The sequence below is a fragment of the Bifidobacterium sp. MSK.13.1 genome (assembly GCF_019131435.1).
Classification (GTDB): Bacteria; Actinomycetota; Actinomycetes; order Actinomycetales; family Bifidobacteriaceae; genus Bifidobacterium; species Bifidobacterium pseudocatenulatum.
The window spans coordinates 1-14096 of record NZ_JAHOMM010000006.1; the positions used below are offsets into that span (position 1 = coordinate 1).

Here is a 14096-nt window from a genome sequence, read left to right on the forward strand (position 1 = left end):
TTTGTTTGTTCAATGGATAACATGCGGGCAATCCGCATTCACCATGAGCCATGTTATCTTCGCGAGCGCAACGGGCTTTCAATAGATAGGATCTGCTTCCAAGTTAGCAATTCGTCAGAATGCGTCCGCGCGCCTTTACGCACTCTCAGTACTCTCATGCACCTACATCTCAATTACATACTTTGTCGCTCATGCAGCATGTTCAATCGCCAAAGAATGTACAGCCTTTTATATCAGCGCCCATCCAAGGCTACGTTTACGTCCTGAAATACGGTGGACTTCTTTTCTATCTCATTGCTGCTACGAGTAGCAGCAACAGCTTCCAAGCCTCTTAGCAATGCTCAAATCCAGGGTCTCTTCCTTTTGCCAAGCCGCATAGGCATGTATAAATCAACATATCTGCCTTCTCTGAACTACACTGTTCCTAGAAAAGTTTCAACATTGAAAGGGGTAACCAATGGCGCGCAAAGGTGGGTTTCTGAAGGGGATCGTCGCATCGGCGGCGACCTATGCCGTCAAAACGGCGGTCGACATTGCGGCCAATCCGGAAAACATGCAGAAGGTGGCGCAGCTTGTCAGCGAGCAACAGGTAGGCAGCAAACTCAAGCAGGCCGCCGCGAACATGCATCTGCCGGCCGCGCTTAGCCCATCCGCAAGAGTCGCCAAGCAGCTTGACGCCATTGAGGAGACACTGGAGCAATACGCCGACCAATTTCCTGTAAACGCACCAGTCGAACGATGGAAGAGCACCCTGCAAAGCCTTCATCTTATGGACACCATGAACAGATCCACAACCGGCAGCGAGCATAAGATCCGCTTGGAAAAGCTTCAGACGCAAACCGAAGCCCTGTTCAACGAGATCTTCCAGGCTCTCGACTCGGGCGATGCCCAGATCGAAGACTGACCACTTCCCCACTGCTTTCATACCTGTTCCCCGCCACTCCCAAACGCATCGACGCGTCTGCCGGTCGTATACTGCTGCCAAGTGGATTTGAAGGGAAGAACCATGATCGACGACGATTCCAACGAACTCATCCCATTCGAAGGCGGAGACGGTGATGCCGACGCCAGCACCGGGAACAACAATCCAGACGACACGCAAAGCGTCACCATCATCCAAGACGAACAAGGCATCGTCTTCCTCGGCGACGCCGGGACCATAGATCTCTGGCTCAAGGACGAAGGCTTCGGTTCCAAAGCGTTCACAGCCAAAGCCATACAGACCGTCTCCTCGGCCAGCAAAGGCGCACAAACGGTCGGCAACGCCATGGCCGAAAGCGGGCGTTGGGTGAAGCTCACCAAAGAATCAGCCGAACTGGTTGCCAAATACGGCAAGAACTGCAAGAAAGGACCGTTCCAAGCCGGCGTTGTACGACAACCGAACGGGCACATCATCAAACATCTGCAATTCACCCAGCCAGGGCAACTCAACCCCGCCATGCTCACCGGCATCAGCGGCGTCATGGCACAGATGGCTCTGGAACAGGCCGTCTCCGAAATCACCGATTACCTGAAGGAAATCGATGCGAAGCTCGACGACCTGCTGCGCGATCAGAAAGACCAGACCGTCAGCAAGCTCGCCGGAATCTCTCATATGATTGACGAGACCATGCTCATCTACCAGCAAGTCGGTTCGATCAGCGAGACCACATGGTCCAAGATGTCAGGCTGCCCACAAGACATCGCCACCATCCAAGCGTATGCAATCGCCAAAATCAAGGACCTCACCGAGAAGGTGGAACGCGAGCAGGATCCCAAGCAGGTTCGCCCGCTGACCCAGCAGATTCGACAGGAGATCCACCAGTGGTTGGGCATGCTCGCATCCGCGGTCAGGATGCAGGATCAGGTCTCCTGCATCGAGCTCGCACGCGTATGCCAGGAGGAGCCGGAACAGCTCGAAGCACACAAGAAGGGCATCGTGCTTGCTAGGAACAAGCGTCTTGCGGAAATCGAGCAGTCACTCAACGCATTGGGCAGGCAACTGGAAACGAAGGCTGGAATCGTAGGTGGGAAGGTGCTGCTGAACCCATACAGTTCACCTCATGCCATTGCCAACATCGAAAGCATCACCAGCGATCTCAATGCATTCGCCAGCACATTGCAGCTTGAGCACATTCATCTGCATGTCGAAGACGGTCCCACCTGGATCGAAGCCGCGGGCAAGGCCGTAGACGACACCGGCAAGGCCTTGCAGAATGCCAGGCAGCAGACCGCACACGCCGTCCAAGACGCCGGCAGTGCGATAGCGAAGGGCGCTCAAGGCACCGGCGTCGCCGTTGCCAAGGGAATGCAGGACGCCGGAAACCAGGCCGCGCACATCGCGCAGGATGCGGGCGACGCCATCACGAAATGCGCTCAGGACGTAGGTGTCGGAATCGCCGACGGAGTGCAGCAGTTTGGCAAAGGAATAGCAGACGGATTGAAACAGCTCCCGGAGATCAAACTGACCAAGTTCGGGTGGGGCAAGAAATAAGCCGGAGAGTCACGCCGTGAGCACCGAGCTTCTTTCGTCGTTTCGTGGGACTCTTCCATCTGATCATCATCAACACGTGCCACAAACAAGCCAACAAGCATTTTGGGGAGGGCTATTCGTGCGATGTTGCGCTCTATCATTGATAAAGGCATCCAGCAACCGCATATAGTAAGGAATCGCATGCGTTATTTCACTTCGGACACGCATTTCGGCCATCCACTAGTCACCGCGCTGCGCGGGTTCCTGAACAATGGCAAGCTACGTGCTGAGTACCTCGACATCTGGCAGACGCAGACCCGCACCGCCGCACACGCGTGGATCAAACAATATGTGCACGACAATCAGACATCGTTCAAAGCGATCTGCGACATCGCACGTCATGAGAACACCATCATCGACAATATCAACGAGATCGTCGGGCACGACGACGAACTGTGGATTCTCGGCGACCTCTCCTACCGTTGCACCGTCGAGCACACACTCGAATGCCTGCGCCGAATCAACTGCCAACATCTGCATCTGATCATCGGCAACCACGACCGCAACTTCCGTCTCCGATTCAATGACATGCTATACGAAGACGTGTTCGAGACCATCGACGACTACTGCGAAATCGACATGGAACTTCCCGTTCTCGATGAATCCGGCAAAATAACGGTGGCGACCACGCAGCAAAGCATCGCCATGAGCCACTTCCCCAGACTCTCGGCATTGGCCGAAGAACACGACGATTGGCCGAGCAACTGGAACGAGTTCGCCGATATGGCGCCTGCCACCGAAGGCTGGCTGCTCTACGGCCATACGCATCAGGACGTTCCCGACGGCACTGATCCGCGAAGTGTGAACGTGGGACTCGACGCATGGGATTTCAAGCCCGTCAGCGAACAGCAGATCCTCGCCTGGCTTGTATCCCGGTGTGCCGACCAATCAAGGTGAATTCCACCCTGAGCATGAATCCGGGCTGTAGGATGCCGGGGCGCTGGTATTTGTCGACTCCGGCACTCCAGGTTTGCAACCATTCGAGTTTGGGACACTGTCGGCATGTTCCCGGATCAACATTGCCGATGATGGCGGTGACTTGAGCTTTGAGCTCTTCGGGGATGATGGCCGTCCATGCCATGTTGCCACGCTGCGCCGGATCGCCTACGAATTCTTGCGGCACGCCTTTGGCTGCACGCATAAACTGCGCTTGTTCGGATGGCATCAACGGCAGGCAATTGACGATAAGTTTGCGATTATTCTCGATTCCCACCTATCCCACCTTATGACAGACATGAGATAAGCCTTTCGCATGTGAGTGGCGAATAGATTCAGCCGGGTCTGACTTGACCCGGCTGAATCACATGTATGCGCCCGTCTGTTCAGGCAAGGGACTCGTACGCTTGCACGTCGACCGGCTCGAGCCATTCGTTGCTCATCGCGCCAGGGTCTCCTGCCGGAACCATGAATGCCAGGTGGGAGAAGGATTCGCCCGGAGCCGCACCATGCCAGTGTTTGGTGTCTGCAGGAATGCACACGGCTTCGCCAGCTTTGAGTTTCTTGGGTTCCTGACCTTCAATCTGGTAGTAGCCTCGGCCGCCCACGGCGATGAGCACCTGGGCTCCGCCGTGATGTATATGCCAGTTGTTGCGGCATCCCGGCTCGAAGGTGACGTTGTGGATGGAAAATTCAGGAGTGTCGAGCACCGACGCGAGATAGCTTTGACCTACGAAATACTGGGCAAAGCCGTCGTTCGGCTCTCCTATGGGGAATGCGCTTGGATTTTCCATAATGGTCCTTTCGTTGTAATACGCGTTCATTGAACCTCGACGAAAATGCCGTGTCAATGTATAACGAGTGACGAACATGCTTTTCCATACAGCAAACGCATATACGTATAATAGAGGCAAGAGGTACGCATTAGGTTCATTCGCGGACCGAGCGGTGCTATGGAAAGCAACATTTCACACATCCAACCGACAAAGGAGCTCCATCTGATCATGACCGACATGAAGTACGCGCCGCTAGGCTGGTCCGGCATCAAAGTATCCAAAGTATGCCTTGGCGGCATGAGCTTCGGCAAAACCTCACCGGACTTCCATCAGTGGACCATCGACCAGCAGGGAACGGAACAAGTCATCGGCCACGCCATCGACCGAGGCATCAACTTCATCGACACCGCGAACTGCTACGCCTTCGGCACTTCCGAAGAATACATTGGTCAGGCGTTGCGCAATCTCAACATCGCGCGACACCAAGTTGTGCTCGCCAGCAAAGTGTACTTCAACGATGGGCATCTTTCCAAAGAAGCCATCAACCGAGAGATCGACGGCACGCTCAAGCGTTTGGGCACCGACTATCTCGACCTCTACATCATCCACCGTTTCGACTACACCACCCCCGCCGAAGAAACCATGGAAGCCCTGGACGCGCTAGTCAAAGCAGGCAAAGTACGCGCATTGGGCGCCAGCGAAATGTATGCGTACCAGTTCCACAACCTGCAGGCCGTGGCCGACGCCAATGGGTGGACCCGATTCACCAGCATGCAGTGCCACTACAATCTGCTCTACCGCGAAGACGAACGCGAGCTCATCCCCGTATGCCAGCAGTACGACGTTGCTTTGACGCCCTACTCTCCTATGGCTTCCGGACATCTGGCACGCCCGACATGGAATTCGAATTCCACCCGCGGCACCACTGACGGCACCATGCGCAACAAGTATGATCAAGCGCAAGCCCAAGACATGCCCATCGTCGAACGTGTGCTTGAAGTAGCCGAACACCACGGAGTGCCCATGGCTCAGGTTGCGCTTGCATGGCACTGGGCCAAGGGTGTGACTGCACCTATCGTGGGCTGTTCGAAGCCGGAACGCGTGGATGATGCCATCGCCGCGCTAGGAGTGCAGCTTACGGAAGATGACATCGCCTACATCGAAGAGCCGTATACCGCGCATGAGCTAGTCGGTCCGCTTTCCCGCCCAGGAGAGAAGGCCTTGGCCGGCACCCTGGCGCCCACGCTCAAGGAAACAACCCGAAACTAAAACCACATGTGGCGGTATCTGCCTTATATATGGCAGATTTCGCTCCCCGTCTCCACGTATCTCGCCTATATATGGCAGATAGCACCGGACAGCCTCGCAAATCTGCCATATATAGTTGAGTTAGAGGCCGAGACCCTCCACCCAAGAAGTCACTTCGTCGGCCGATACGCTGGACGAGAACCTCTGACCATCCTGCCAGTCGCCAGCTCCCGCCATATCCGCCAAATCAGAACCGCTGCTCCCCAACGGAGATGACGCAGAAGTGGCGAACGGAATGACTTTCTCGCCGGTGAAGTCATTGTCAGTCACAAAATGATTGACCGGCCATACGGCCCCGCCCCACCAGATCGGATACCCGATGAATACAGTGTCGTACTTATCCCACCCATCTGGCGAGGTAACGTTCAAAGGAACATCGCGCAGGCTTTCATCATTATGCTCGCTGTTCACTCGACTGAATTCGTCGTTCCAGTTCAGATCACCACTGGAATATTCCCGCTCCGGGGTGAGCTCGAACAAATCACCGTCCGCCGCATCCGCAATGGCCTTGGCCACGTCGGCGGTGTGACCCGTAGCGGAATAATAGGCCACGAGCACATGACTTCCACTCTGCCGGCCTCCCCGCGCATTCGGCTGTGAGCTTGTGGAATCGGCGTTCTCTGACGAACCGTCTGTATTTCCGGCCCACATGCGCCCATGGAAAACAGCATGGCTGCGTCAGTAGCGGCACCCATCAACTTACGAAATGAATTCCCCGCATTGAACATGTACTTCTCCTTACGGTAGGCGAACATCGCTTTCGCGTATGCCCATCCCAACGGCATATCAAATGCGAATCAAATCACCTTTGATATGCATTTTTCTATAATTTCAACAAACGAATTCTCCGCTCTTCCCTGCCTGCTTCACACTATTTTCCGGTAGTAACTACCGGTCAAATCAAGATACGCCGGTAGTTACTACCGGACAAAATCGCATGTGCCGTACACTGATGGGCAGGAACCGGCCGCTGAGACATACCCAAGAAACGAGTCATCGATGTACACCATGTAACAGGCATGCGAGTTGACGGGCATGAACTATGAGGGACTGAAATTCTACTGCAACGAAGGACTGGTCCCCAATCTCAAACGTGACGTCAACAACAGGCGCGTGTTTGACGAGAAGAACATCGAATGGATCAAAGCGTTGGGATGTTTGAAGCGTTGCGGCCTCAGCATTGCGGAAATGAAACGATATACCGAACTGTGCCTGCAGGGAGAATCATCCATTCCCGAACGCAAAGCCTTGCTCGCATCCAAACGGCAAACGCTGGTGGAACAACTTGCCGCCGTGCAGGATTCCATCGACTACATCGACTACAAACAGGAGTTCTATGACGGCGTGCTTGCAGGAACAACCGAATACTACAGCAATCTCATCGACGTAAACGGCGGTACAGAAACAGATCCGACCGCCTGCGAGCGTCTGCTCGACTGAGTACTCCATTTTACGCGCAAAGCCATGAGCTCTCTCAACATGTAGTTAAAAAAACATACGTCAGCATTAAATACTAAATCAGACTGCTTACACGTGGCCACGCAACCAATCTGATTCTCTATCGGCTAAAAACTCCTCACAATCATAAGTCGCGCAGATCCACGACTGCATCCCACGATATGCATGTCCGCGCAGCCCCCTACACGTCGGAATCGGAAAAGTCGCTAAAGTCATCCAAAGATGACACCCGCTTGCAAATAACTATACGGATATTCCACTCGTGGCAGACTGGCGTTGTGTATAGGAGGGAAAATGAAACTAATCGCCATACTGTTGTCCATCGTCATGACGGGTGCGCCTAACTCCATGACTAATCAAGGTAGTCTTTTTACATCAGCAAACGTTCTCAATATGTATTCTGCAGAGATATACCCCAAGTGCCCGCCAATCCTACACTGGCTCTGCCGAGTCTTCTGACATGATGACAGGAAAACGCGCATGAAACTGCCATGCTCCTTTTTCAGAAGATGTTTTAGCAAATCCTCCTATGGACTTAATCCATTTCATATGCAGCGACAAACCGCTTCCGGACACCGGCTTGTCAGGAAATAAGTTCTTTGACGAAATATCATTCACCTGATCCACATGAATTAAATCATCGTCATCCCAAAAAACAATGAGACGGTATTCACCTCCTGGACTTCCATGCACAGCGATATTTGTATATAGCTCATGAATCAAAGAAAAAACCTCACGGGAAAAAGCATCATCAAGATTCTTCAAATCTTTTAGCGCAATTCTCGTCTTTCCATGAAATCCGAGTTCCTTCAGGAAGGAATCCCCTTGCTCACCTACAATTTGCAATCCAGAGAGACTCATATTGTCCGCTTGTACTGATTCCGTCTTTCCACCATTCATTAAATCAACAACAGATCGCATCTCATCCAAAGTTTCTACGACGAGAGCCCTCACTTCTCTTATTTCTTTCTCGTCAAAGGTTTTGTTCTTCTCAGCATCCAAGATTAGACCGTCCAGCAAAATTGCCATGTATGCCAAGTTACCAGCCACTGAATCATGAATTCGGCTGGCTACCACGCTCTCTTTTCGCAGGTATTCGACGTGCTGACTTAATTTTTCATACCTTAGTTTGTTTTGTTTGAGCTGGGCAGCAAGTTCTTTCCACGCAAACGTTTTTCCGACGAAGTATGCAAAGAACATGACAAGAATTAACATGAAATACTCATTGGCCGCCACACCATCAGCATTAAAGCGCCACATTCGAACCAATGCCACCGCGAACGGATACAGCATCCCCCACAACGACTCAATTCGCAGCCCCGCATACCCCAGAGCCAACCAAGTTCCCCATAAAAAGCTTGGACCACCGTCATCTGGAATAAGACAGCAAATCACAAAAGTAAAAAAAAATGATATTGCAACATATAATCGGCCGCCGCGGCATCAGGACAACAGCTAATACATGCACGCATACGAGGAAAAATGTCATCACACCCGCAGAAGGGAAAAACAGTATTTCCGCAATAGTCATGATGACACAAACCGCTACAAGCAGATATTGGAGGTGAAATACGCACCATGAAATAAATGGATTTACTCTTTTAGTACTCACGTTCATTAATTTCCATCCATTGAATTACTGCTTGAGTCCTATTTTTAGCCCCTAATTTCTTCATGACCCTTCGAATATACGTTTTCACTGTAGGTTCCCCTATGCCAAGCTTGATGCCGATCTCCTTTGAGGTAAAACCCAGGGAACACAGCCCCATAACCTCTCGTTCCCTTTTCGCAAACGTTTCATAGTTGACATTTCCACTTTTGGCAGTCAATAATCTCTCATGCGACTCCTGCGCACTTTCGGAAGATGCATATTTAACATCCGCCCGCCGCCCATTCACTATTGCACATAAGACATGGCAAAGACCTTTCACATTCGCCTTATCCACAAGACAGCTCGCTCCGTTTTCCAGAGCAGGCACACAGTAACGGTCCAGAGAAAAAGCAGTCATGCCCACTAAATCAACCTGAGCAGTCTCCTCACGAATGGTCCGGCACACATCGCAACCGCTCATTCCCTCTAGAGACATATCCACAAGCAATACATCAGGACGCGTCCGCGAGTTAAGACTCTTACTCACCGCGGTCAGACCATCCGATACAGCCCAACACACGTTAGCCTGCGGAAGAATACGCTCAATCATCATCTTCATAACACCAAGCGTCAATCTGTCATTGTCCACGATAGCGATTCTTATTCGTTTTCCCAAATACATCGTCACTCACCTTCACCCCTAAGCATACAAATATAGCCACGCATTGCATCACGTACAGGCCATCACCCAGCCAGCAGCAATAGCTATTTTCAAACACGGAAAAGCGAAAAATCCTCATTTTCCAGAACCGGCATCCAAGATCCCCATTCCCCTGATCGCCCAGAATCACTTAACGCTAAAAGCACACCGGCCGATCCCGTCCCCAAATCCATGGAACACTTGTATCCATAAAGTCCCGGGAAAACAATGTTTCCATTGTTCTTCATCAGGTAAAGATTCAATCCATCAATAATCCGCTCCCACAGCTCATCATCAATACCTAAGTCGCGCAACGCTATTGCAGCAGGCAACAGTCCCACATAACCCCCGAATAAGCCACCATTAAACGTGCAAACCATATCTGAACCTTGGGAAAGCCTTCTAAGAAACTCCTCATTAAGGAATTCCATTGACTCATTACCATCTTTATAGACTTCAATAAAAGCTAGGGCCACACCAGAAGTTCCACAATCCAGATAAGGCATTGTTCTGGGTTTATTCTTCAAATGATCCACGTAATACATCGGACGCTCCTTGTTATCCGCATTGGCAAGATGCGTTAGCGTAAGACGAAAAATGCTTTCCGCACGGGAGCGCAAAGCATCGTCTTTCCTGCAAAGAGAAGCCTTCCACAGGAACAGACCTGCACCCAACCAGCCCTTCATTAAGGTAAAGTCCGCTTTCGAACTCAGCATGTCTTGCGAAGTTAAACCACAATCGCATCTCTCATACACCTTGGAAAGAATATACGACAACATTTTTTCTTCATGCGAGTTCCTAGATGCTCCCAATGACAGAAGAGCCATGCCAATGCCAGACAAACCAGAGTACAAGGAATAGTCGTCAATGCCTGCCAAATAATCAATGTGAGAGATTCCGATATAAGAAAGCATTTTATGACATTCCTCGCGAGAAAACACCTCATATGCAGCCATGGCCACACCTACCGTACCGTTAAACAATCCCGCGCGGAACGACATACCGTCTTTCAATTTACGTAATACCGATATATATTTCTCCCGCGCAATAGCATAAAACCATTCCGAGTTTTCCAAACATGAAGATTTCAGCAAAGCCAAGCTCACACCGGCAAAACCAGACCCAATGCTATATTTAGACATCTCATCGCCATACATTGAAATATCACCTTTGACAGGATATTCACCTCGCAAGTCAAGACCAGAGACAATCCCTTTATAAAGAAGTCTCATAAAGGTTTCAATATTCTCAGGATCTAAAAGCTTGTCACAAGCCTGTAACGCTTTGTCGATAAATGGTCCATGAGACAATAACGGAGTCAAGCCAAGCATTCGCGATCTGACAGACCGAAGAAAAGAAACTGCCTCATTCCCAAAGTGCTTTTGCACCATATAATCCTGACAGAACAACAACGAAGGAGCCAGATAATAAAGGGGACATATGGGAACAAAAAGGCGGTGCACTATAACCGCGAAGGCATACCAATCTTGTTGTTCATAGTTGCATACAGCATCGTTGGTAAATCCTGGAGTAGCGATATCTACTTGAAAATCTTGGGAAAGTTTTTTCGCCGCCTCAAAATCAATCAGTTTAATTTCTAAAGAATCATTAATCAGCACATTTGATAAGCTCAAATCTCCAACCGCAAATCCAATTCCATGCATTTTCGCAATTGCACTTTCCAATTTGGTTGCGATCTCTTTACACCCTCGCCAATAAGAATCAGAGCAATCCGTCCGAGCAGAGCATCCATCGAAAGGGAATTCCATTGCTATGTACTGCTGCAAATCTCGACCTTCAAAAAAATCCTCAACTAAAAATGCATGATTCCAGACATCAAAACAATCGACAGCATTCACAACATCAGAGAGCGGACTCAAGGAACGAAGGATTTGATATTCATGCTTGATTCAATGAAAAGCATCCAAACATGACCTATCACTGACCCCAACATTTTTTCGCCCTTCTTTAAGGATATATTTTTTGCCGTTTCGCGAAGCGAGATACACCCCACCGTTATTACTAAAATGGACAGCGGAGTCTATTTGATAATCCGTTAATTTTCCATTTGAGTATTAAATTAAATTTTATATCTGATTTTTGATTATCCGCATAAACACCATACTTTCAAGCACTTTGAAGTATAGAAAATTATTCAATTTACCACGAATTTACCACGATTGAATGAGCCTTGATATGACAATAAAATAGCACTAAAAAGACACCTTTAACACTTAAACGGTGTCTTTTGTTAAAAAGCAATCAATCCTAAGACTAACTGCTTTGTGTGTATAGATATAATTTGATTAAGTTTTAAAACCAGCTTATTTTTTCATCTCTAAATTGAGGGTTCTCGCTGTGCTGATATGGATTGTAGTTATTCAAATTGCAACCATATTCTTTTAATGATTTGATTTTGTTATCTTCTGTCCATTCAATTAAGGAAATACCGTCAAATTCTTCAATACTTCCTGTATTCATTTCATTTTTAAAATACCACTCTACAACAGTTTGATTTCCCTTATGAAAGAACTGCTTAATATCCCAAATAATAACTTTACCACGAGTATTCCATTCGCTAAACCAATGTTTTACTGTTTTAAGGTTTTCATATTTAGGACACCAGCTTTCCGTATAAACAACATCTTCTGTGAAAATTCTATCCATTCCTAAATCTTGCTGTTTAAGCCACATATCGAACCATAAGTGAATGATTTTTTCTCTCTCATTCATAATAGAACACCTCAATCCTAAGACTAACTACCTTGTATATATGGATATAAAATTGTCAAGCTGGAAGTCAACTATCTTACGATAAATCTATAAATTGCATAGGCAACCCATATAATCCAAGAAAAAGCCCATAAATCAAAGAGAATACTTACTGTTAAATAAATGATAGCAACGGCGATTGCTATTATCCAATTTTCTTTTTGGTTTTTTTCCATAATTGACCACCTCCACAACTTCTAATATGTCGCTTTCTTCATATCCATATTATACCATTCTCGTATCAGCACCACAATAAAATTTTATGCACCGATAATCTTATTGAACAGCTCTAACAGCACATCATTTCATCATTCCTTTCTAGGTACGAAAAAAGCAGTCAATCCTAAGACTAACTGCTCATACAGTAACATTATTTCGATATTCTTATCTGTATCTGGTATTAAAATATATTATTTACAGCAAGAAGCATAAATAAAAAGACAACCACTAATACAGTACATACCATTGCTATCCGATTTAATATCTTATGCGTTTTATCCTTTAGAACAATAGATAATACATATACTAATGCAACTCCAATTATACCCCCTAATGTGTTGCTGATTAAATCTGTAATATCACTTGCTCCGATAGCAAATATAAACTGAATTATCTCATATATGAAGCTAATTCCCAAAACAGAACCTATTGCTTTTAAAGCTGATTTATTTTTGAAAAGCAAACTAAAATATGCACCCACAGGAATAAAAACAATGGCATTATTTATAATTTCATCAAAGTCAATTTTTCCATTTACAATAACCGAACCACCAAAAGGAATCAAGTTTATTTCTCTTATATGGTCTAATGCAGAAAATGAAAATTGTAACTTAAATAAAATAATCCATGATAAAACTAATAGATAAACAATAAGTAATGCTACTGTAATTTTTTTCTCATTCTTCATAATACACACCTCTTTCAAAAATAGATAATATCATACATTTTTGAAGATTTACAGAAATAAAACGAAAACTTTTCTTAAATCATTTCCTTAAAACCGAATTGTAAGTTATTTTCTCGGCTGTCCCTGCGGTGTAGGGTTCTGTGGACTGCTTGCGTTCTGATTACCCTTATTCTTCAACGCAATATCCTTTGCCTTTACATATCAATTTATGTACAGTATTTGTAATCAAAGTTTTTGATGTTCTTTCACCTGAATTGAAGTACTCCAATTCAGGTGCTCCATTCCTTTATCTCCTCTTGATTATCTAACACAGAAAAGAAAAAACCCTGTCAAGAGCCTTGCCACCATTGGTGGTGCTTTGCACTCTTTACTGGGCTTTTTGTTTGCTGTATCTTCCATGCAAGAGGAAATCAAAGACCTCTGTTCCATTTCGCCTTTAGATAATCTTCATAATCTCCCTCATTAAAATCTACTTGTGGAGAAGTATTAGGAATGTTTTTTCTGTTATCAATATCTGCAAGTTGACGGAATATCCAGTCATCATAAGGATTGTGATATTTGTATTCTTTCGGTTGTTCTCTGTATCGGTCTAACCCTCGCATTTCCTTATGTACTTTCATCATGCGTTCTATTTTCTGACGCTGTATCAACTGCTTGATTTCCATAAGTTCTTCCAACTCCGTAACCTCATTGGTAATGTAGTTATGAATATACTGTATGAGTTTATATACCTTGTAAAATCTGTATTCTTTTTCATCATTGAAAAATTCATTTTCAGACAGATAATCTAAGGAAACATTAAAGTCCTGTTCCCGTTTGATAATATCCATGATGTAAGGCTCGGTGTGGTCGATATACTTCCATTCTCCCGACAATAATTCATTGGGTGTTACTCCCAGCACGTCCATTATCTTTTCCAGCGTATCAAAGGTAGGATAATTCACGCCACGTTCAATCTTAGAAAGGCTCTGCATATTGATACCGATTTTGTCCGCCAGTTCCTGTTGTTTCATTCCTCTGTGTTTCCTTATGGTCTGTATGTTCTCTCCTAAGAAACTGATTTTCTTTTCGTAATGCTCCATGACTTAGTATAAACACTCCTTTCATTGCTTTTTTTGGTATTTATAAGCATATCA

At 47.1% G+C, this 14096-nt stretch carries 15 protein-coding genes; 5 read left to right on the forward strand and 10 right to left on the reverse strand.

Annotation, left to right across the window (positions count from 1 at the left end):
- Window positions 1–457 precede the first annotated feature (457 nt).
- From KSY55_RS06765 to KSY55_RS06775, 3 genes are all read left to right on the forward strand, one after another.
- A complete protein-coding gene (locus tag KSY55_RS06765; protein ID WP_117754594.1) occupies window positions 458–904 on the forward strand; it encodes a hypothetical protein in 447 nt (148 codons plus the stop codon).
- A 102-nt stretch (window positions 905–1006) separates the two neighbouring features.
- Entirely contained in the window at window positions 1007–2473 is a 1467-nt protein-coding gene (locus KSY55_RS06770; protein ID WP_118240381.1) for a hypothetical protein, read from the forward strand.
- A gap of 180 nt (window positions 2474–2653) precedes the next feature.
- Window positions 2654–3409, forward strand: coding sequence for a hypothetical protein (locus tag KSY55_RS06775; RefSeq protein ID WP_254881884.1), 756 nt, complete (start codon window positions 2654–2656; stop codon window positions 3407–3409).
- Here KSY55_RS06775 and KSY55_RS06780 read toward each other — a convergent pair.
- Both KSY55_RS06780 and KSY55_RS06785 read right to left on the reverse strand, forming a co-directional pair.
- The gene (locus KSY55_RS06780; protein WP_254881883.1) at window positions 3351–3725 is read right to left on the reverse strand and encodes a hypothetical protein; all 375 of its coding nucleotides are present in this window, start codon (window positions 3723–3725) and stop codon (window positions 3351–3353) included. The genes KSY55_RS06775 and KSY55_RS06780 overlap by 59 nt on opposite strands.
- Before the next feature lie 109 nt (window positions 3726–3834).
- Window positions 3835–4242 (reverse strand): cupin domain-containing protein, encoded by a 408-nt coding sequence (locus KSY55_RS06785; RefSeq protein ID WP_217749648.1) that lies wholly within the window; start codon window positions 4240–4242, stop codon window positions 3835–3837.
- Between the two features lie 210 nt (window positions 4243–4452).
- On the opposite strand from KSY55_RS06785, the gene KSY55_RS06790 reads away from it, so the two are divergent.
- Window positions 4453–5493, forward strand: a complete 1041-nt coding sequence (locus KSY55_RS06790) for an aldo/keto reductase (RefSeq protein WP_117810429.1) — start codon at window positions 4453–4455, stop codon at window positions 5491–5493.
- Window positions 5494–5613: 120 nt separating this feature from the next.
- Here KSY55_RS06790 and KSY55_RS06795 read toward each other — a convergent pair whose 3' ends face one another.
- Window positions 5614–6084 carry a flavodoxin gene (locus KSY55_RS06795; RefSeq protein ID WP_201786845.1) on the reverse strand — a complete coding sequence of 157 codons (471 nt, stop codon included), beginning with the start codon at window positions 6082–6084 and terminating at the stop codon, window positions 5614–5616.
- Window positions 6085–6558: 474 nt separating this feature from the next.
- On the opposite strand from KSY55_RS06795, the gene KSY55_RS06800 reads away from it, so the two are divergent.
- Window positions 6559–6972, forward strand: a complete 414-nt coding sequence (locus tag KSY55_RS06800; RefSeq protein ID WP_226557271.1) for a MerR family transcriptional regulator — start codon at window positions 6559–6561, stop codon at window positions 6970–6972.
- 450 nt (window positions 6973–7422) lie between these two features.
- Here KSY55_RS06800 and KSY55_RS06805 read toward each other — a convergent pair whose 3' ends face one another.
- The 7 genes from KSY55_RS06805 to KSY55_RS06835 form a co-directional block, all read right to left on the reverse strand.
- Window positions 7423–8265 (reverse strand): type II toxin-antitoxin system RelE/ParE family toxin, encoded by an 843-nt coding sequence (locus tag KSY55_RS06805; protein ID WP_217749647.1) that lies wholly within the window; start codon window positions 8263–8265, stop codon window positions 7423–7425.
- A 326-nt stretch (window positions 8266–8591) separates the two neighbouring features.
- Window positions 8592–9230 carry a LuxR C-terminal-related transcriptional regulator gene (locus KSY55_RS06810; RefSeq protein ID WP_236717806.1) on the reverse strand — a complete coding sequence of 213 codons (639 nt, stop codon included), beginning with the start codon at window positions 9228–9230 and terminating at the stop codon, window positions 8592–8594.
- Between the two features lie 122 nt (window positions 9231–9352).
- On the reverse strand, window positions 9353–11191 hold the full coding sequence (locus KSY55_RS06815) for a hypothetical protein (RefSeq protein ID WP_368660435.1): 1839 nt from the start codon (window positions 11189–11191) through the stop codon (window positions 9353–9355).
- 403 nt (window positions 11192–11594) lie between these two features.
- A complete protein-coding gene (locus tag KSY55_RS06820; protein ID WP_154304157.1) occupies window positions 11595–12014 on the reverse strand; it encodes a nuclear transport factor 2 family protein in 420 nt (139 codons plus the stop codon).
- Window positions 12015–12085: 71 nt separating this feature from the next.
- Window positions 12086–12229, reverse strand: coding sequence for a hypothetical protein (locus KSY55_RS06825; protein ID WP_173690091.1), 144 nt, complete (start codon window positions 12227–12229; stop codon window positions 12086–12088).
- Between the two features lie 224 nt (window positions 12230–12453).
- Window positions 12454–12960 carry a VanZ family protein gene (locus KSY55_RS06830; RefSeq protein WP_173746365.1) on the reverse strand — a complete coding sequence of 169 codons (507 nt, stop codon included), beginning with the start codon at window positions 12958–12960 and terminating at the stop codon, window positions 12454–12456.
- Between the two features lie 410 nt (window positions 12961–13370).
- Window positions 13371–14042 carry a helix-turn-helix domain-containing protein gene (locus tag KSY55_RS06835; RefSeq protein ID WP_156341620.1) on the reverse strand — a complete coding sequence of 224 codons (672 nt, stop codon included), beginning with the start codon at window positions 14040–14042 and terminating at the stop codon, window positions 13371–13373.
- Window positions 14043–14096: the final 54 nt, after the last annotated feature.